Origin of the sequence: Streptomyces sp. S063 (assembly GCF_002832675.1) — a bacterium.
Taxonomy (GTDB): domain Bacteria; phylum Actinomycetota; class Actinomycetes; order Streptomycetales; family Streptomycetaceae; genus Streptomyces; species Streptomyces sindenensis.
Map to the genome: position 1 here is coordinate 310579 of NZ_CP021707.1, position 19273 is coordinate 329851.

The 19273-nt window shown below is 72.1% G+C and carries 6 protein-coding genes and 11 pseudogenes; 7 read left to right on the forward strand and 10 right to left on the reverse strand.

The window, feature by feature from the left end; all coding sequences use genetic code 11:
- Positions 1-37: 37 nt before the first annotated feature.
- The 3 pseudogenes from CCZ36_RS01480 to CCZ36_RS35395 all read right to left on the reverse strand — a co-directional run.
- Positions 38-1067 (reverse strand): annotated as a pseudogene (locus CCZ36_RS01480) (LacI family DNA-binding transcriptional regulator).
- Between the two features lie 46 nt (positions 1068-1113).
- Positions 1114-1308, reverse strand: a pseudogene (locus CCZ36_RS01485) (ABC transporter permease); the annotation flags it as partial.
- Positions 1245-1412 (reverse strand): annotated as a pseudogene (locus CCZ36_RS35395) (LacI family transcriptional regulator); the annotation flags it as partial. The pseudogenes CCZ36_RS35395 and CCZ36_RS01485, both read right to left, overlap by 64 nt.
- A 310-nt stretch (positions 1413-1722) precedes the next feature.
- On the opposite strand from CCZ36_RS35395, the pseudogene CCZ36_RS01495 reads away from it, so the two are divergent.
- A pseudogene (locus CCZ36_RS01495) lies at positions 1723-2125 on the forward strand (AbfB domain-containing protein); the annotation flags it as partial.
- Between the two features lie 111 nt (positions 2126-2236).
- Here the strand turns inward: CCZ36_RS01495 and CCZ36_RS01500 are convergent.
- Both CCZ36_RS01500 and CCZ36_RS01505 read right to left on the reverse strand, forming a co-directional pair.
- Positions 2237-3849 (reverse strand): annotated as a pseudogene (locus CCZ36_RS01500) (alpha/beta hydrolase).
- A gap of 253 nt (positions 3850-4102) precedes the next feature.
- Positions 4103-7461 (reverse strand): annotated as a pseudogene (locus CCZ36_RS01505) (LamG-like jellyroll fold domain-containing protein).
- A 303-nt stretch (positions 7462-7764) separates the two neighbouring features.
- On the opposite strand from CCZ36_RS01505, the gene CCZ36_RS35400 reads away from it, so the two are divergent.
- The 5 genes and pseudogenes from CCZ36_RS35400 (at position 7765) to CCZ36_RS01530 (ending at position 13330) form a co-directional block, all read left to right on the forward strand.
- Positions 7765-8181, forward strand: a complete 417-nt coding sequence (locus CCZ36_RS35400) for a hypothetical protein (protein ID WP_237302568.1) — start codon at positions 7765-7767, stop codon at positions 8179-8181.
- 215 nt (positions 8182-8396) lie between these two features.
- Positions 8397-8812, forward strand: a pseudogene (locus CCZ36_RS01515) (ATP-binding protein).
- A gap of 133 nt (positions 8813-8945) precedes the next feature.
- The gene (locus tag CCZ36_RS01520; RefSeq protein ID WP_069735211.1) at positions 8946-11315 is read left to right on the forward strand and encodes an FHA domain-containing protein; all 2370 of its coding nucleotides are present in this window, start codon (positions 8946-8948) and stop codon (positions 11313-11315) included.
- 9 nt (positions 11316-11324) lie between these two features.
- Complete coding sequence (locus CCZ36_RS36630) at positions 11325-12320, forward strand: hypothetical protein (RefSeq protein WP_335755787.1); 996 nt, start codon at positions 11325-11327, stop codon at positions 12318-12320.
- Positions 12321-12349: 29 nt separating this feature from the next.
- The gene (locus tag CCZ36_RS01530; protein WP_237302817.1) at positions 12350-13330 is read left to right on the forward strand and encodes a serine/threonine-protein kinase; all 981 of its coding nucleotides are present in this window, start codon (positions 12350-12352) and stop codon (positions 13328-13330) included.
- Positions 13331-13451: 121 nt separating this feature from the next.
- On the opposite strand, the pseudogene CCZ36_RS01535 reads toward CCZ36_RS01530, so the two are convergent.
- A pseudogene (locus CCZ36_RS01535) lies at positions 13452-14767 on the reverse strand (streptophobe family protein).
- Between the two features lie 779 nt (positions 14768-15546).
- On the opposite strand from CCZ36_RS01535, the pseudogene CCZ36_RS36855 reads away from it, so the two are divergent.
- Positions 15547-15909 (forward strand): annotated as a pseudogene (locus tag CCZ36_RS36855) (DUF6777 domain-containing protein); the annotation flags it as partial.
- Positions 15910-16384: 475 nt separating this feature from the next.
- Here the strand turns inward: CCZ36_RS36855 and CCZ36_RS01545 are convergent.
- The 4 genes and pseudogenes from CCZ36_RS01545 to CCZ36_RS01560 all read right to left on the reverse strand — a co-directional run.
- Positions 16385-16714 (reverse strand): annotated as a pseudogene (locus CCZ36_RS01545) (YkvA family protein); the annotation flags it as partial.
- 115 nt (positions 16715-16829) lie between these two features.
- Positions 16830-17105 carry a WhiB family transcriptional regulator gene (locus CCZ36_RS01550; RefSeq protein ID WP_069735216.1) on the reverse strand — a complete coding sequence of 92 codons (276 nt, stop codon included), beginning with the start codon at positions 17103-17105 and terminating at the stop codon, positions 16830-16832.
- A 131-nt stretch (positions 17106-17236) separates the two neighbouring features.
- Positions 17237-18338: pseudogene (locus CCZ36_RS01555) on the reverse strand (PP2C family protein-serine/threonine phosphatase).
- On the reverse strand, positions 18266-19231 hold the full coding sequence (locus CCZ36_RS01560; protein ID WP_237302570.1) for a helix-turn-helix domain-containing protein: 966 nt from the start codon (positions 19229-19231) through the stop codon (positions 18266-18268). The pseudogene CCZ36_RS01555 and the gene CCZ36_RS01560 overlap by 73 nt, the downstream one beginning before the upstream one ends.
- Positions 19232-19273 lie beyond the last annotated feature (42 nt).

Genomic DNA, 19273 nt, shown 5'->3' on the forward strand with positions numbered 1-19273 from the left:
TCCTTGGGGGGTGCGGGAGGGGCCTCGCGGGGGTGCGTCAGCTCGGCGGTCCGGAGGTCTCGCGGGGCGTGGTGGATTCGCGGACGACGAGGCGGTAGCCGGGGCGGGGTCGCCGGGGTTCGGCGACCTGGGTTCCGGCGAGGCGTTCGACGAGGCTGTCGACGGCGAGCCGGGCGATGGCCGCCTTGTCCGGGGCGATGGTGGTGAGGGTGGTGGCCCGTACCGGCTCTCCTCGATGTCGTCGAAGCCGACGACGGCGATGTCGTCCGGGATGGCGAGACCGTGTTCGGTGATGGTGCGCATGGCCCCGATCGCGATCAGGTCGTTGTAGGCGAACACCGCGTCGGGCCGCTCGCCACGGTCGAGAAGGGAGGCCATCGCGGCGGCCCGTCCTCGCGTCCGTAGCCGTCGGTGACGACGACCAGGGACTCGTCGGGGGTGATGCCGGAGGCGGCCAGCTCCTCGCGCCAGCCGCGCAGCCGGAGGTGGGCGGGCTGGCGTTCCTGCCCGGTGCGGGAGCCGAGGAAGGCGATCCGCCGGTGGCCCAGCGCGATGAGGTGGGCGACGGCCTCGCGGGCGGCGGCCACGTTGTCGATGGCGATGTGGTCGTACGGGGCCTCGTACTCCCGTTCGCCGAGCAGCACCAGCGGCGCGGTCTCGGTGCGGGCCATCAGGTCCTCGGTCTCCAGGTGGATGGGGCTGAGGATGAGCCCGTCGATGACGTGGGAGCGGAACCCCTGGCAGACCAGCAGTTCCTTCTCGCGCTGGCCCGCCGTGTGGTCGACCAGGACGGTGTAGTCGTGCCGGGCCGCCGCGTCGACGACCTCGCCGGCCAGCTCCGCGAAGTACGGGTTGCCGAACTCGGGGACGGCCAGCGCGATGATGCCGGTGCGTCCCTTGCGGAGATGGCGGGCGGTGAGGTTCGGCCGGTAGCCGAGCTCGTCGATCGCCTGCTGCACCTTGGCCCGCATCTTCGGGGTGACGTGCTGGTAGTTGTTGACCACGTTCGACACGGTCTTGATGGACACGCCCGCCCGTTGAGCTACGTCCTTGAGGCTGACGCCCACGGCACTCCTTGTTTCTCTTGGTTCGACTCGACCCGGCCCGTGCGGCTCAGGTGGTTCTCCGGCTGCGCGCGAGGTAACGCTGCGCCACCACGACAACGATAAGGAAGCCGCCGCTGACCACCGACTGGTACGAGGAGTTGAGCGAGCCGATCTGGTTGATCAGATTCTGGATCACGGCGAGCAGCAGGACGCCCCAGAGGGTGCCGCTGATCGAGCCCGCTCCGCCGATGAATCGCCGCCCGCGTTGTCGGAGGTCTCCGACTTGGCGCAGCCGGCTGCGGCCGGCGTGGTGGCGGCGAGGAAGCAGGCCACGGCGAGAGTACGGGATCGGCGCTGGATCATCATGCGCGGAACGCTCCTTGGCGGGTTGACACCAACGCCGGTCGGCGTGCGGTCGGGCATGCGGGACGAGGCATCGGCGAGGGGGCAGCCGATGCCACTGCACTCCCCAGAGCCTGCTCCGGACTGCGGGAACGGCGGTCGTGAGAGCCTGCGCAGCCTGTCGGCGGCTCGGTTTGCAACGTTATACAGGCGGTGCGGCGGGGGCGGCAAGAGCGTGGTCGATGCGTTTCCAAAAGGTGCCGGCGAGCCGCCGGGGCACTTTCGCCATCGGCGGCCCGCCGCACGGGGCCGACTGCGCAAGGTCTGGACACCCGCGCGGCGTTGTGCTGTCCAGGCGTCCCGCAACCCCGCCCCTCCGGTGAACCTCCCCACCGGACAGAACAGGTCGCTGCGGGTCACCCCCTGGGCACACCACGAAATACCTGCGCCACTACGACGGGCCGACCTTCACCGAGGCGGTGAACAGCGGGAGTTCGGCTGTTCTGAAGGCGGACGTCACCTGGAGGATCGTCACCGGGCTCGCCAACAGCAACTGCTACTCCTTCGAATCCCGGAACTACCCCGGCGAGTTCCTGCGCCACCGGGAGTTCCGGGTGCGCCGTGACGCCAACGACAACTCCGCGCTGTTCAAGACGGATGCGACGTGGTGCGCGGTCGCGGGGAACGGTGATGTGCGGGACACGACGTGGGCCGTGGACGCGCCGTGGGCTCCGTGACCCGACCGGGGGAACGGGCAGGGGCCCGGCGACGACGGAGAAATGCACTCTCCGTCGCCGCCGGGCTGGGCGCCTCGGCCGGTCAGAGACGGGCCGGCGCGTGGACCGGGGTCAGAAGCGGTCCGGCGCGCGCTCCGGGAGCGGGGAGCCGGGGAGCTGGTCCGCCCTCTCGTTGTGCCGTGCCGCCTCGTTCGACTCCGGGGTCGCCCGGCAGGTCACGTTCTTCGCCGGGAGCTTGCCGGTGAGCAGGTAGCCGTTGATCGCTCCGTCCGTGCACGGGTTGCCGCTGGGGTAGATGGCGTGCCCCTCGCCGCCGAGGACGGTGACCATCGTCGACCCCTTCAGCTGCCGGTGCAGGGCCTGGCCGCTGGGGAGCGGCGTCTGCGAGTCCCATTCGTTCTGGACGACCAGCGAACCGACCTTGTTGTTCACCGTGGTTGCCCGCTCCGCGGAACGGTCCCAGAAGGCGCACGGTTTGATGCTGGACGCGAAGTCCCCGAAGATGGGGTAGCGGCCCTTGTCCGCGATGGCGTCCCGGCGGTAGCTCTCCGGGTTGCGGGACCAGGCGGCCGAGTTGTCACCGCACACGACGGCCCAGAAGCTCGCGGTCCCGTTGTCGGCCGGCGTGACGGCGGACGCGACCGCCCCGGAGCGCCCCTGGGGCCGGAGGAATTCCCTGAGCTTCCTGGGGCCACGGTCTCGCCGTCGGCGGCGTTCCGCAGCTCCACGAACGCCTCGGTGGCGTACCGCGGGGTGAAGAAGGCCCACCTCATGCCGCTGCGGATGTCGTCGCCGGTGACCGGCTGCCCGTCCACGTCGATCGGGTCCTCGTCGGCCCGTGCGACCAGGTCCCAGAAGGCTCCCTCGACCTTCTTCGGTGTGTCGCCGAGGCCGTACGCCTCCGAGCGCTCGGCGGCCCACCCGGTCCACCGGTCGAACGCGGGCTCGGCGCCCTCCGCCCACCACTGGATCATCCCGCGCCAGGCCCGTTCCGGATCGACCGCGCTGTCCAGGACGAACCGGTCGGCGCGCTTCGGGAAGAGCTGGGTGTAGACGGCGCCCAGGTAGGTGCCGTACGAGTACCCCAGGTAGTTGATCTTCTTCTCGCCGAGGACCGCCCGGATCAGGTCCATGTCGCGTGCGGTGTTGCGTGTGGTGATGTGCGGGAGAGTGGCGCCCGCCCGCTTCTCGCACTTGCGGGCGACCGTCCGGGCCCAGGCCACGTCGTCGTCGAACGTCTCCGGCTTGTACGGCCGCAGCCAGTTCTCCTCCTCGGGCTTCAGACCGCAGGTGACCGGGGTACTGCTTCCCACCCCGCGCGGATCGAAGCCGATGAGGTCGTACTTCTGCCGCGCGGCGGCGGGCAGCCACTCGGCCAGGCCCAGCGGCAGGTAGAGTCCCGGGCCGCCCGGACCGCCGGGGTTGGAGAGCAGGACTCCCTGTCGCTTGCCGGGCGCCGTGGCCTGGACCCGGGATATGGACAGCTCGATGCGTTTGCCGCCGGGTTTGCGATAGTCCAGCGGGACCTTGATCGTGGCGCACCTGATCTCGGGCGGGGCCTCGGGCTCGGGGCACCGCTTCCACCGCACCTTCTGCTTCGCGTACCGGTCCAGTGCGCTCTTGTCGGCGGTCGGGACGGTGGCCGGGGAGACTGCCGCCCCAGGGGTGGCCGCCGGGGCGGCGGTGGCCGTCGAGGTGGCGAGCGCGGGGGCCAGGGTCGCCATGACACTCACCGCCAACAGGGGCACAAGACGTCGTCTGCGCACGTCATCGATCCTTCCGGTCACACGGTCGGCACATTCGGCCGTTCGGACAGGAGAGATCCTTCAGGAGCGGTCACGCGCGCGTAACCTCCGTCGGGCTGCACCTCGTCTCCACCTTGAGAAGGATGCAACTCAGTTGACCAGTGCGTGAGTTGTACATGTGGACGGGCCCCCTCCCGCACCGGGCGGGGCGGGGGGCCCGGGCCTTCTTCCGCTACGGCCTCCGGCGGCCGTGGAGCGCGGACACCTCCTCGGCGGTCAGGGCCTTGTCGTAGACCTCGACCTGGTCGACGGAGCCGTTCCAGAAGTCGACCTTGGCGCCGTCGTACTGTGCCCGGCCCACGGAGAGCGGGCCGGTGCTCACATCGGCCGGCCCGGCCTCGGTGGTGGCGGCGGGCTTCCCGTCGACGTACAGCGTGATCTCGTCACCCTTGCGGACTCCGGCCAGGTGGTACCACTTCCCGGTCTCCGGGACGATCTCCAGACGGGCGCGCTTGCCGCCGGGGGTGGAGAAGGCGAATGCCCCCTGACCGTACTGGAGGTAGAAGGGGTTCTCGGTGCGCCGGCCGTCCTGGCTGACGACGGTGGCGTAGTTGCCGGGTACGGCGTCGAGCGAGGCCCATGCGGAGACGGTGTAGTCCTTCGTGGTGTCCACGACCGGGCCGGCGCTCTGCGCGTAACTCCCCTCGCCGTCGAACCTCAGCGCCGAGCCCGTGACTCCGGGGGCCCAGGACGAGCGGCCCTCCAGGGTGAGGTGGGCCTTGTTGGGGCCGCTGTCGCGGGCGGTCGTGCCCTTGTTCTCGTCGAGCGACCAGGAACCGCCGCCCTTCAGCTCGTCACGTTCCCCGGCGCCGGCCCCGGCGGCGATGACCTGACGGTTGATCTCCCGGACCTTCTTCGGGTCGACCTTGATCTCTCGACGGTCGTACGTCCAGAGTCCGTTGAGCTCGTTCTCCAGATCGCTGACCTGGGTGTAGACGGAGCCGGACAGTTCGGCTCCGGCGGCGGCGAGGTAGTACGTACGGGTGTTGTCGACGTACTTGGCGGTGAGGGCGGCCTTGTCGGCCACGCCTGAGTAGATGTTGGCCGGGGCGCCGGGCCACATGTGACCGGGGGTCCGCAGCGTGAAGCCGCCGTGCTCGCCGTCCATCGCGGCGCGCCTGTCGTCCGGGAAGGCCGGGTCGTTGTTCACGTAGTCGTGGTGGTCGATGATCTCGCCCTTGCCGGAATCGCCCTTGGAGGCACAGCAGTTGACGCCACTGTGCGCGTTGACCACGCGGGACGGGTCCAGCGCCTTCACATCCTCGGCGATCTTGCCGGTCTCCGCACGGTCCCACTCGCCCCAGCCCTCGTTGAAGACGATCCAGCCGCTGATCGAGGGGTGGTTGTGGAACTGCTTCATCAACTCCTTGCCCTGGGTGAGGAAGGCGCGCTTGCCGGCGTCGTTGTCGATGTCGGCGTTGACGAAGTCCTGCCACACCAGCAGCCCGAGCCGGTCGGCGTGGTAGTACCAGCGCGGCGACTCGACCTTGATGTGCTTGCGCACGGCGTTGAAGCCGAGGTCCTTCTGGGCCTTCAGGTCGAAGGCGAGGGCGGCGTCGCTGGGCTGGGTGTACAGCCCGTCGGGCCAGAAGCCCTGGTCGAGCATGGCGAGGGAGAAGAACGGCTTCCCGTTGAGAACGAGCTTCTGGTAACCGCCGACCTTGTCGACCTTCAACTGCCGCATGCCGAAGTAGCTTTCGACTCTGTCCTGGGAGCGGCCGTCGGTGAGGGAGACGTCGAGGTCGTACAGGTAGGGGTCATCCGGGGACCAGAGGTGCTGGTCCTTGAGCTGGAGGCTGAGCTGACGGTTGGCGGGACCGCTGACCGTGCCGACGATCTTGCCCTCGCGATCGCGGGCGACGGCGGTGATCCGGGCGTCGGCGGACGCCTTCGCGGAGTTGACGGTGACCGCGAGGCGGCCGGTGTCGATGTCCGGGGTAGTGGTCAAGGAGTCGATGGCGGCGGGGGCCACCGGCTCCATCCACACGGTCTGCCAGATGCCGGAGGTCGGAGTGTAGACGATGCCGCCCGGGTTGGTGGACTGCTTACCCTTGGGCTGGTTCGGGCCGGTCTTGTCGGTGACCGCGACGACGATCTCCTGGGGGCCGCTGTCCAGAAGGGCGTCGGTGATGTCGGCGCTGAACCCGGTGTAACCGCCGGTGTGTTCAGCCACCTTGGTGCCGTTGACCCAGACGGTGGACCGGTAGTCGACCGCGTCGAAGTTGAGCTTCAGCCGCTTGCCCTTGCCGGACGCACCCTTGTCGCTCTTGTCGCCCTCGCCGACCGACCAGTTCTTCGGCACGGTGACGAGCTTGCGGTAGAACATGTGGTCCTCGTCGCGCTCCAGGCCGGAAAGCTGGGACTCGACCGGGAACGGCACGATGATCTTCTCGTCGAGCTTCTTGCCGAAGACCGGCTGCTCGCCCTCGGTGGCCCCGGCGAACTCCCAGGGGCCGTTGAGGTTCTTCCACTGGTCGCGGACCTGCTGCGGCCGGGGGTACTCGGGCAGCGGGTGGTTCCTGTCCAGCGTGTCACCCCAGGGGGTGGTGAGGCGGTGCGCGGAGAGGTTCTTCGCGGTCCGGCCGATCTCCGGGACCGTCTCGGACCCGGACCTCAGACCGCCTTCGCCGTCGTAGGCGACCTTGACGCGCTGGTCCTTCTGGACGGGCGCGGCGAGATCGATGACCAGCGCCCTCGGGTTGTTCGAGGCCCGGTTCACCGACTTCACCGGCATCGGGGAGGTGTCGACCTCGATGGTGAGGTGTTCCTTCACTCTTCGCCAGTCCGCGACCCGGCCCCCGAAGGTGGCCTGGAGGCGCTTGCCGTTCTGCGCGACGCTCAGGGCGACCGGGTAGACCTCGAAGTCGGCGGGCGGAGTGAACGCGGACTCGGGGACGATCTGCTTCTTCAGACCGTCGGCCTCCCAGCGCAGGAACATGCCGGCACCGCCGGTGTCCTGGAACATCTCCAGCTTGAACTCGTGCTCCTCCCCCGCCTTCAGGGCGATCGGTTCGCTGCGCTGCTCGTTGTCCCAGTCCGGCTCCCAGTGATCGATGACAACGTTGCCGTCGAGGAAGAGCCGGAACCCGTTGTCGCCGATGGCGGAGAACGTGTACTCGCCGGTCTCGGGGGCTTCGATCCGGCCGGTCCACCGAGCCGTCGTGTGCTCGGTCTTCCCGGTCGCCGACTCGAACGTCCCGGTGAGTCCGGGAAGTTGATGTCGGGGTCGAGGGTGGTGGCGCCGAGCGCGGCGAAGTCACGGGCGCCCGGGGCGGACATGCTGAAGTACTCGCCCTTCAGCCCGTGGACATCGGACACCGGGTCGTCGGCCGTGAAGGCCTTCGCGGTGGCACCGGCCGGTACGGCGGGTGCGGCGGCCGCCGTCGGGACCAGGGTGGCACCGACCGGTATGAGCAGCGCCGCAGCGCAGGTCAGGGCCCTGAACAGGGCGCGGGGGCGAGGGTGTTGTCGTCTCAAGGCATCGTCCTCGTCGAGAGCCGGGGGTGCCTCCACCTGCGAGGCACTGCTCATGGTCGAACATTGAGCCACAACACCAAACACTGCACAACGGTCGTGCACCCGAAATTTTCAACGATAGAAAAGATGGGTCTCACACCAGGAACGACGCGACCGTCACCACGAAGCGGTCCGGGTCGTCGCCCCGGACAGTGCCCCGCTCCGGGCTGCTCGACGAAGGCGCCACGGCGGAACAGCTCCGCACACGCGGCCACTGCACGCGGCGGACCGTTCCGGTCGAACTCTCCGGCGAGCAACAGGGCGGACCCCTCGAAACCGGCGAGCCCCGCCCTCGTGGCCGCAGGATCGAAGGCCCCAATGATCACGTTGTTCGCCGGTCTCGGCTGGACCCAGGAGAGGACCGCCCGGCTCACGGGCATGAGCCAGCCCGCGGTGTCCGAGCGGGTCGCGAAGGCCCGGCCGGACGGACCTGCTCCCCCGCCCGACATCACGCTGGACCAGCACGACGCCCCCTGGCCGGAAGGGCGGCTCCGGGGCCCGGCGGAGGCGATCTCGGCGACCCTGGACGGCGGCGCGCACTGCACGCACCTGACCGATGCCCTCGGCCGGGGCCGGAAGCAGTTCACGCCGCAGAACGTGGACGCGCTGAGACGTCTCTTCGAGAGGAATCTGACGTCCCGTCAAGAAGAATCTGAGGGAGCATCGGGCGCAACTGCCCGGCAGCCACCGAAGCGCGTGCGACGCGATCAGCCGCGGGCTCGGCGTACCGGCTAAGGCGACGGCCACCGAGACGGCCGCCACCGGGTCCGCCGCGGCGCGCCGGGCCCTCGCGTGCCGGATCCAGTGGGATCGGCTCGGGGGCGAGGACTGAGCCGGGCGCGGTGCCGCGCCCGGGTGCTGCGTGCGCCTTCCGCCGCCGGTCTCCATGAAACGCCGTTTCGGGGGTACCCGGACTCCAGCCAGAAAGCTATCGCGACGGGGTGGACGCTATGAACGACCGCATTCTGATGACGTTTTCACCGGATGGCGAGACCCGTACCGATTTCGTCTGCCGACCGGAGAAGGCTGCCGACGCACGGGACGCCGTCAGCGCCTTCGTCGCCCGACTGCATCCCGCGCCGACCTCGCACATGGTCCAGAACCTTCTGCTCCTCGTGTCGGAACTGGTCACCAATGCCGTCCGGCACGCCGGGCCGTCACCGCGCTGTGGCTGACCGCGGACCGCACGGGCGTCCGTGTCCGGGTCACCGACCCGAGCCCGGCGCACCCGCAGGACCGGACGCCCGACCTGACCGGCCGGACCGGTGGGTTCGGCTGGCCGATGGTCCAGCGACTGGCCCAGGAGGTGCGGGTCCACGAGACGGTGGGCGGCGGGAAGGTCATCCTCGCCACCGTGCCGCGCTGAGGCCGAGCCCCGCCGATCCAGCGCGGGTCGAGCCGCCGAGAACCTCGACGGCGGGCGCCGATCGGTACGTACGGCGGGCGCCGATCGGTACGTACGGCGGGCGCCGATCGGTACGTATCGATAGAATTCAGACATGGGAGAGCGGCCCGCGACGCCGACTGCGCCCGAACTCGTTCTGGAGACCGATCTGGGCTCCACGGTGATGAGTCCGAGCCGGGACTACCATGTCGGGCGCGATCCCGAGAGCGACATCGTCATCGACGACGACCGGGTCTCCTGGCACCACGCGATCCTGCATCCCGAGGACGGCCACTGGACGATCGAGGACGAGGACAGCACCAACGGCACGTACACCGGCGGCCGGCGCATCCACACCTCGGACGTCGGCGCGGGCAGTGAGATCCGCTTCGGCAATCCTGGCGACGGACCGCGCGCGGTCCTGCTGGGCCGGGAACCCCCCGCGCCCACCGCGACACCCTCCGCCGACCGCCCCTCGGGCGTGTCGGTGCCCGGGGCGACCGGCACGTTCCGGCAGCCGACGACGGTGCGCCCGCTGCCCGCCAGAACCGTACGGATCGGCCGCGACGCCGGGAACGATCTCGTCATCGACGATCTGGTCGTCTCGCGCCACCACGCCGAACTGCGAGCCCTGGCCGACGGGACGTACGAGATCGTCGACCTCGGCAGTCACAACGGAACCTTCCTCAACGGCCAGCCGGTCGCCCGCGGCCCGGTCGGTCCCGGCGACATCGTCGGTATCGGCCACTCGGCGTTCTGCCTGGTCGGCGACTCCCTACAGGAGTTCGTGGACACCGGTGAGGTGTCGCTGGACGTCCAGGACCTGGAGGTGACGGTCGGCCGCGCGGGCAAGGGCGGCAAGACCCTGCTGGACAAGGTCTCCTTCCCCGTCGGCGAGAAGTGCCTGCTCGGCGTGGTGGGCCCCAGCGGCGCGGGCAAGTCCACGCTGCTCAACGCCCTCACCGGGCAGCGCCCGGCCGACCGGGGCACCGTGCTCTACGACGGCCGCGACCTCTACCGGGACTTCGCCGAGCTGCGCCAGCGCATCGGCCTCGTCCCGCAGGACGACATCCTGCACGCGCAGCTGACCGTGCGCAAAGCGCTCGGTTACGCCGCCGAACTCCGCTTCCCGCAGGACACCGCGAAGGCGGAGCGGCAGGCGCGGGTCTCCGAGGTGATCCGGGAACTCGGCCTCGAACAGCGCGCCGACCAGCCGATCCACTCGCTCTCGGGCGGCCAGCGCAAGCGGGTGAGCGTGGCTCTGGAGCTGCTGACGAAGCCTTCGCTGCTCTTTCTGGACGAGCCGACGTCGGGGCTCGACCCCGGTATGGACCGCTCGGTCATGCACATGCTGCGCGGACTGGCCGACGACGGCCGCACCGTCGTCGTGGTGACGCACAGCGTGCTGAGTCTGGAGGTCTGCGACCGGCTGCTCGTCCTCGCGCCCGGCGGGCGCATCGCCTACTACGGCCCGCCCCAGGACGCCCTCGCCTTCTTCGGTTTCGAGGAGTGGCCGGAGGCTTTCGAGGCGTTCGAGAACGACCGCGACCGCGACTGGGCGGCCACCTACGCCGGTTCGCCCTTCCGCCGGCGGTACATCGACAACGCGTCGGCCCAACCACATCTGCCGGCCGCCGCGCCCGGAGCACTGGTCGCGCCACCCCCCAAGACCCGTAACTGGGGTGCGCAACTCAACACCCTGGTGCGCCGGTACGCCTCCGCGCTGAGCGCGGACCGGACGTTCCTGATCATCATGATCGCGCTGCCCTTCGTCATGGGCGCGATGGCCCGCGCGCTGGCGGGCAGCCGGCTCACGCAGGAGACGGCGATGAACGCCCTGCTGATCCTGTGCGTGGGCGGAGTGCTGACCGGGGCGGCCAACGCGGTACGGGAGTTGGTCAAGGAACGGGTGATCTACCAGCGCGAGAGAGCCGTCGGCCTGTCCAGATCCGCGTATCTGATGTCGAAGATCGTGGTGCTCGGCACCATCACCGTCCTCCAGGCCGTGGTGCTGACGCTGGTGGGCCTGGTGGGCGTCGATCTCGGCGCGCCCGGCGGCGAAGGGGTGTTCCTGCCGCCACTCGTGGAGATCACGCTGGCCGTGGCCCTGCTGTCCTTCACCGCGATGATGCTCGGCCTGCTGGTCTCCGCGCTGGTGCGCAAGGAGGAGGTGACCATGCCGTTGCTCGTTCTCCTCGCCATCGTCCAGGTCGTCTTCTGCGGTGCGCTGCTCAAGCTGCACGGTGTCCCCGGTGTGGAGCAGCTGTCCTGGCTGGTGCCGTCGCGGTGGGCGCTCGGCGCGATGGCCGGGACGATCGACCTGGCGCGGATCGTGCCGGGCGAGCTGACCTCCGATCCGCTCTTCGACCACGCGGCGGGGATCTGGCTGCTCAACATGGGCATGATGGTCGTTCTCTCGGTCGTCTTCGGATACGTGGTCGCGAAACTGCTCAGGCGGCACGAGCCCGCGGTCATGCGGAAGTGAGCTGGTTCCATGGCGACCCCGACCCCGGAATTCCGCCCCACGCACGTCGTCCCGCCGGAGGGGCTGCCGGCGTGGGAGTCCCCTGACGTCGCCCGGCCCACCGATCCGCTGGACGCGCTGCTTCCCGTGCAGGTGCGGGACCGGCGCGGGGACTGGGCGTACGTCGCGTGTTCCAACGGCTGGTCGGCCTGGGTCGACGGCCGCCTCCTCGTCTCCGTACCGCGGACGCCCCCCGCCCCCGGGGCGCCGCTCGCCCGCACGGCGGACCCGCGACCGCTGCTGGCCAGGGCGGAGGAGTCGCTGAGCCGGTACCGCCGGGCCGCCCAGGACCTGGCCGAGGGGCGCAGCGACGGGGAGGGTTTCCGGCAGCGGACGCGGGGGCTGCGGGTCGGGATGGTGGTGGACGGGGAGTCGGTGTGGCTGTACGACGCCGAGCACGAACGGTGGGTCTTCTGCGACGGGACCCGGCTGAGCACGTACGCGGCGGAGGCGGGCCCGGGGGCGGCGGCACCGGCATCGGTGTCCGGGGAGGCGGAGACGCCGGAGCCCTTTCGGGTAGCGGCAGGTGGGGAGCCGGAGCCGGCGCGGATGGTCACTCCGGAGCCCACACGTGTGGTCCCGCCGGTCGGCCCCGAGCCGACGCGCGTGGTCCCGCCGGAAGGCCCCGAACCAACGCGCGTGGTGCCGCCGGGGGGACCGGAGCCCACTCGTCCGGTCCCGCTCGACAGCCCCGAGCCGACGCGGATGGTTCCGCCCGAGGCCCGCGAGCCGACCCGCGTCGTCACGGGCGACGAACCGGAACCCACCCCCGTCACGCCGCCCGAAGGGCCGGAACCGACACGCCTCGTGGCCCCCGACGAGAACGAGCCGACCCGCGTCGAACCGCCCGAGGGTCCCGAACCCACCCGCCTCGTCGCCCCCGAGCCCACCCGGGCCATCACCGTCGCCGGGCCCGACGAACCGGCCGGCGGCGGGGCGTCGGACGGTTCGACGGGCGGGCGGTGACCGGCGATGGCCCCGTCGCACGATGCCGGGTGCCCACCGGGCGCGAGGACGATCTCGTCGGCAAGCGGATAGCGAGCTATCTGGTGGAGGCCGAGATCGGGCGCGGCGGCATGGCGGTCGTCTACCGCGCCAAGGACCTGCGGCTCGACCGGATCGTCGCGCTCAAGCTGCTCGCCCCCGAGCTGGCCCGCAACGACACCTTTCGGCAGCGGTTCACGCACGAGTCGCGGGTGGCGGCCGCGATCGACCACCCGCACATCGTGCCGGTGTTCGAGGCGGGGGAGACCGAGGGGCTGCTCTACATCGCCATGCGGTTCGTCGCGGGCGCGGATCTGCGTGTCCTGATCGACCGGCGCGGGCCGCTGGATCTGACGGCCGCCGTGCGGATCGCCGCCCAGGTCGCGTCCGCGCTCGACGCGGCCCATGACCACGACCTGGTGCACCGGGACGTGAAACCCGGCAACATCCTGGTGGCGGCGGGCACCGACAGCGACCATCCGGAGCACGTGTACCTGACGGACTTCGGGCTGACGAAGAAGTCGCTGTCGCTGACCGGGTTCACCACGGTCGGCCAGTTCGTCGGCACCCTCGACTACGTGGCGCCGGAACAGATCTCCGGGCGGCCGGTGGACGGGCGGTGCGATGTGTACAGCCTCGCCTGTGTCGTCCAGGAGACCCTGACCGGGGCGCCGCCCTTCCAGCGGGACGACGACATGGCGTTGCTGTGGGCCCACCAGTACGACCCGCCCGCCCCGCTGAGCGGGCTGCGGCCCGGGCTGCCCGCCGCCGTCGACGGCGTACTGGCGAAGGCGCTCGCCAAGTCGCCGGAGGACCGTTACGAGACCTGTCTCAGGTTCGTCGCGGCGCTGCGGGCCGCGGCGGCGGGCATCGGTCCCGGCGAGCACCCGGCGACCCGGGTGGACGCGCCGGCCGGCTCCTGGTCGGCCGCCCCCGAACCGCCGCCCGCCCCGCCGCGCTGGGCCGCCCCGGTGTTCCCGGGAAGCGGCTGAGCGCCGGAGCGACGGCCGCTCAGGGGTCCGCCGAGCGCGGAAGCGACGGCCGTTCAGGAGTCGGCGGAGCGCGGGAGCGACCGCCGTTCAGGCGTCCACCGAGCGGGGGAGCGACTGCCCTTCAGGCGCCGGAGCCGGAGCCGGACCCCGAACCAGGTCCCGGCCCCGGGTCCACGACCTCGCCACGCCGGTGCACCCGGGTGGCCGCGAGGCCGCCGAGGAAGCCGGTGACCAGCCCCCACAGCACCGCGAACCCGAGCGCCGTCCACCATTTCGGGCGCAGCGACACCTCCCCGCCGAGTCCGCCGCCCAGGTCCCCGAGACCCAGGAGGGACAGGCCGTAGTGGGCGGAGATCCGGGCGGTGAGGCAGATGAACAGCACGGTCAGGGTGAGCGCCACCGCCATGTGCACCGCGTGCTGCCACAGGCGCGTCCGGCGGGCGACCTCGCCGCCATCAGGAAGGCGGCGGCCGGCACCAGTACGGCGACGACGACCACGAGCCAGCGGACGCGCCCGTCCTGTTCGGCGAGGGTGCTCAGGTTCAGGGTGGAGAGGTCGGGGGTGCGCAGGACGGTGTCGAGCACCTGGGGCATGGGCAGCCCGAAGGGGCCTTCGACCTTGCCCTCCCACGACGCGCCGAGGCCGAGGGTGAGCGCGAGCCAGACCAGGTTGGGCAGGCCGAGGAGGATCACCGCGGCGGTTTCGGCGGGGTGACCGCGCGTGATCATCACGATGATTCCGGCGAGAACACCCAGCGCGACGCAGGCGAGGAGCAGCACGACCATGGCGTACGCCGCCGGGCGCACCGCCTCCTGGAAGCGCAGCAGCCGGGCGGGGAGCGGGGCGCGGCGCGAGACGATGAGGGCCAGCACGAGGACCCCGGCCAGCCAGAGCAGCCCGAAGACCAGAGTGAGGGGGATCTCCGCCCGGAATCCGATCTTCGGGTCACTGCCGAGGAGGTCCCCGGCTTCGCTGCCGGTGAGGTCCTCGGCCGAGAGGGTGAAGGTGTGCCGGGCGACCAGCGCCAGGACGATCAGCGCGACGATCCACAGGCCGGCGACCCGGCCCGCCCAGCCGGCCAGTTCGCGGCCCCCGGCGACGGCACGGTGGTGCAGCGGACGGAGGAAGCCGCGGGCGACGAGGAGCGCACCCACGAGGGTGACCGAGAGCGGCAGGACCGAGAGGGCGGCCTGCGTCCCCACGAGGGAACCGGCGTCCCCGGACAGCCCGACCGAGCCGCCCGCCGCCATCACCACCACCGCCGCGACGACGGCCGGGAAGGCGCCGCCGGGCAGACCGGCCGCACCGGCGGCCCACAGGCCGAGCGCCGCGGTCACCACCATGGCCAGCACGCCGGTGAGGACCGCCAGGAGCGCGTCGCGCCAGCCGTGCGGGGTGCGTGCGCCGTTCTCGTCGTTGCTCGCCCGGACGTTCACGACCCCACGCTAAGCAGGGACCGAACGCTTCGCTTCCCGGGGAAACGGTTCGCTCCTCCGCTTGCGGGGACCGCCGGGACGGGGCAGACAATGGTGCGAAATGCCCTGGATTGTCACCTCCTGGCCCCCGTACGGAAGCGGGGCCGGGCGGGGGCCTCCGGGGCGGGTACCGACAACGGGGAGCAGAGCCCGTGAGTGTCCAGCCACCGCCGTCAGGCCGCCCCACAGGACCGCCGTCCGGCCCGCTCTCGGGCCCCTCGGAGCCCGGCCCCACCCCGCCCCCTCCGACTGTTTCGGGCCCGCCGCCCGGCCCGCCCAGCGGCGGCGACCACGGCCCGAACGGCCCCGGCGGCTCGGGCGGGTCGGGTGACGGGGGCGACTCAGGCGGATCCGGCGCTTCGGGCGGTGGCCCCGGAGGGCCGGGCGGCGGCTCGGGTGCCGCCCCCGGCCCCCGCCCCGACCGCCCCTGGTGGCGTTCGGCGCCCCGGATCGCGGCGATCGCGACGGCTCTGGTCGCCGCGGTGGTGCTGGTGGTCGTGCTGACCCGGCCCGAGGGCGGCGGGTCGAAGGAGGGCGGCGAGGTCTTCCTCCAGGCGGCGGGCGAGTCCGGGCCCGATCCGTTCACGGAGTCCACGGCGAACGACGACGCCCCCGGCCCCGGGACCGCCGGCCCCTCCGTCCCACCGAGCCCGTCGAAGACCGGCGCGCCGGTGACGCGGGGCGTGGACGGTGCGGCCCCGGGGCTGTACGGAGGCACCCGGAAGGTCGCCAGTTGCGATGTGGAGCAGCAGGTCAAGGTGTTGCGGGCGGCGCCGGACAAGAACCGGGCCTTCGCCTCGGTCCAGGACATCGAGCCGTCCGCCGTTCCCGGGTATCTGCGCGGGCTCACCCCCGTGACGCTGCGCATGGACACCCGCGTGACCAACCACGGCTACCGGGACGGCGAGGCCAACGCCTATCAGGCCGTGCTCCAGGCGGGCACGGCGGTCCTCGTCGACGACCGGGGTGTGCCCAGGGTGCGGTGTGCGTGCGGGAACCCCCTGCTGCCGCCCGTCGCCCAGGACGACCCGCGACAGACGGGCAAGGCGTGGCCGGGCTACCGGGCTTCCGACGTGGTCGTGGTGGCGCCGTCGAAGAAGCCGGTGAAAGAGTTCGTGATGGTCGATCCGGAGAACGGCGACTGGTTCAAGCGGCCGGCCGGTGACACCGGCGACGGTGACAAGAAGACGGATCCGCCGAAGGACGCCTCCGAGTCGCCCTGCCCGCCCGGCTCGGACGTCTGCCCCACCTTGTCCGGGGACACCACGTCGGAGCCCGCGCCGGACGACCCGGCCTCGCGGCCCGGTGAGGATCCGGCGACCTCCGAAACCCCCGGACGACCCGGCGACCTCGGAACCGCCGCCCGACGACCCGGGGACCGAGCCCGCGCCGGAGGTCCCACCGGGCTCGCCCGACTCGCAGTCGGCCCCGCAGCCGCCCGCCCCGGACACCCGGGCCCCGGAGGATCCCGGCGCGGGAACCGCCCCGCCGGGCGCGCCCGCCTTCGGGCCGAGCCGGTAGCCGGTGCGGAACGGCGGTCCGCCCGCCCCTCAGCCCACGGCGTCGGGGCGGCGCTCCACCGGGGCCGCCGGGTCTTGGCCCGGTTGCCGGTGCTGCCCCTCGCCCCGCTCCCGTACGCACTCCGGCGGCCGACGCGGCCGAGCGCAGGGAGCGCAGAGCGACCAGCAGGAAGCCGATGTCGTCGAGGTAGATCGGGTCGGGCAGCAGGTCGACCGGTGAGACGGTGTAGATGACGGCCGCCCAGAAGAGCGCCTTGCTGCGCAGCGGGACCCCCGCGTCGACCAGGAGCTTCCTGGCGCTGAAGACGCGGACCAGCAGCACGACGGCCAGGGCCAGCATGATCAGCGCGGCCACGGCGCCGAGAACGAGCCATGCGGTGGTGTCCATGGCTCATCGTGTACCCATTCGTTCCCGGATCACGAGCACCGCTCCGGGCAGCGCGACCCCGCGTCCCGGCTCCCGAGCACCGCTCCGGGCGGCGGAGCCCCGCGGCGGGTGCGGGTCAGGCCGTGCCGCGTCCCCGCGCCTCCGCCCGCCTGCGGCTGCGGCGCTTCAGGGCGCGCCGCTCGTTCTCGGACAGGCCGCCCCAGATGCCGGAGTCCTGGCCGTTCTCCAGGGCCCACTCCAGGCAGGCGGCCTGGACGGGGCAGGTCCGGCAGACGGCCTTCGCCTCCTCGGTCTGGACGACCGCGGGGCCCGTGCTCCCGATGGGGAAGAACAGGTCCGGGTCCTCCTCGCGGCAGGCGGCGTGCAAGCGCCAGTTCTCGGTGCTGCTCAACTCTGCTCACTCCCGAATGTCGTGACGTCGTCGGTGTGTTGCCGTACGTGTCTTCCGTGCGGGTGACCGACGATCGACGCCTCAAACACGTATCGGGCGGGCAGGTCCCGGAGCCGGAAGCGCAGGGCCCGCTACGCGTGCGGAGGGGCAGGCGGGCGGTGCAGCGCGAGGAGGGCCTGATCGTCCTGGATCCGGCCCCCGGTGTGATGGCCGACGTCCTCGATCAGCAGATGGAGGATCTGCGCCGGGGAGGCCGGGTAGCCGACCAGCGCGCGGTGGTGGACGAGGAAGGGCAGCCGGACGGACGCGTCGTAGAAGACCCCGGACTCGTCGCGCGCCTCGGTGGCCCCGTCCGTGTAGCAGATGAGGGTGGCGCCGGGCGGAAACGGGAACGTGTCGACCGGGCACGACCAGGTCCCAGGCCGCTCATGCCGAGCGGGGGCGCCTCCTCGGAGGGTTCGAGGACGGTGGCCCGGCCCGGGCGTCCAGGAGCACCGGCGGGGGATGCCCGCGGTTGACGACCCGTACGGTGCCGAGGTCGTCGGCGAACTCGGCGATCAGCGCGGTGGTGAACCCCTCGTCCTGATCCTGGCCGCCGCGCCTGCCGCCCTCGCGCAGCAGGGCCCGCTCCAGCGCGGCGACCAGGCCGGGCAGGTCCTCCGCCTCGTCCGCCGCGTACCGGAAGGCCCCCAGGTCCGCGCAGACCGCGCTGACCGCGCCCAGGCCCTTGCCGCGCACGTCCCCGACCATCACGCGCACACCGTGCGGGGTGTCCTGGACGACGTAGAGGTCGCCGCCGATCATGGCCTCGTCCTCGGCGGGCACGTACCGGGCGGCGATCCGGAGCTCCCCGAGGCGCGAAGGGGGCCGGGGCAGGACGGCGCTCTGGGCCACGGCGGCGATATGGCGGGCGCGCCGGGTCCGGGCGTCCCGGCCCTCCAGGGAACGGTCGATGAGGACGGCCAGCACGGTTACGGCCACAAGGGTGAGCTGGTTGGCGACGCCGCGCTGCCAGCCGAAGGTGCCGTCGTACCACGCGAGGACCGCGTGGACGGCCATGGCGAGCGCCCCGATCGCGATGATGCCGCGCAGGCCGAGCAGCGGCGCGGCGGCGACCGGGGCCGCCATCAGCAGGGGCGCCGAGGTGACATCCGCCGGGGTCACCAGGTCCAGCACGACGCCCAGCACGATGACCCCCAGCGGGATCCACTTGGCCCTGCGCTGCCGCACCACTCCCCCACGCTGCACGGGACTGGAGCCCGCCGCATCCCGGCGGGCTTCGGCCGGACACGGTCACTCCGGCAGCGGGGCCCGGGGCCGGGCGCGGCGGCGCACGCGGCGTCGAGCCGGATGCGGTGGGCCGTCACGGCCTCGGGGTCGTCGATGAGGTCGACCCGCACGCCCGGGGTCTCCAGCACCGCCTGGTCCCCGATCTCGGGTGCGGGCACCCGGAGGATGTGCAGGGGCGGTACGCCGGTCAGAGGGTGCGGCGGGTGGTCGAGGGGCACCACCTGGACGGTGACGTGCTGCTCCTTCATCGCCTCGGCCAGCGCGGCCCGCTGCCCCTCCATGGTCGCCCGGTCGCCGACCCGCGTATGAAGGGCCGCGGCCGGGAACAGGGCCCACAGGGTGGCCCCGCGCTCGCACAGCCGACGGCGGCGTTCGCGCAGCAGCTCGACCCGGCGTTCCCGCCGGGCGGGGCTGTCTTCGGGGTACTGCGTGCGGTGGAGGGCGGCGGCGTACGCGGGGGTGCGCAGCAGTTCGGGCACGAGCGCCGGGTGCCAGGTCCGCACGAGGCTCGCCGAGGACTCCACGCCGATGACCTCCTGCTGCCAGGCCTCCATCGTGTCCCGCCAGCGGTGCCACCAGCCGGGCAGGTTCGCGGCCGCGAGCCCGGCCATGATGGGTTCGGCCACGGCGGGCGGCACGCCGTAGCAGCGCAGCAGTTCGCCGACCTGCCGGGCGTCGAGTCCGGTCTCCGCGCGTTCGATGCGCCGTACGGTGGCGGGGTGGGCGTCCAGTGCCTCGGCGGCGGCCCGCAGGCTGACGCCCGCGCGTTCCCGCAGCATGCGGAGGCGGACCGCGAGGACGCGGTGTTCCACGGTGGGGCCGGACCGGGCTCTCATGCGCATACCTTCTTCGTCCAGCCCCGTGGCGGAGCATGACAC

Excerpts from the sequence above, each read along its gene's own strand:
- CCZ36_RS36630 (WP_335755787.1), top strand. The coding sequence starts at position 11,325 with ATGGCGACCCCGACCCCGGAATTCCGCCCCACGCACGTCGTCCCGCCG.
- CCZ36_RS01520 (WP_069735211.1), top strand. The coding sequence starts at position 8,946 with ATGGGAGAGCGGCCCGCGACGCCGACTGCGCCCGAACTCGTTCTGGAG.
- CCZ36_RS01560 (WP_237302570.1), bottom strand. The coding sequence starts at position 19,231 with ATGAGAGCCCGGTCCGGCCCCACCGTGGAACACCGCGTCCTCGCGGTC.
- CCZ36_RS35400 (WP_237302568.1), top strand. The coding sequence starts at position 7,765 with ATGATCACGTTGTTCGCCGGTCTCGGCTGGACCCAGGAGAGGACCGCC.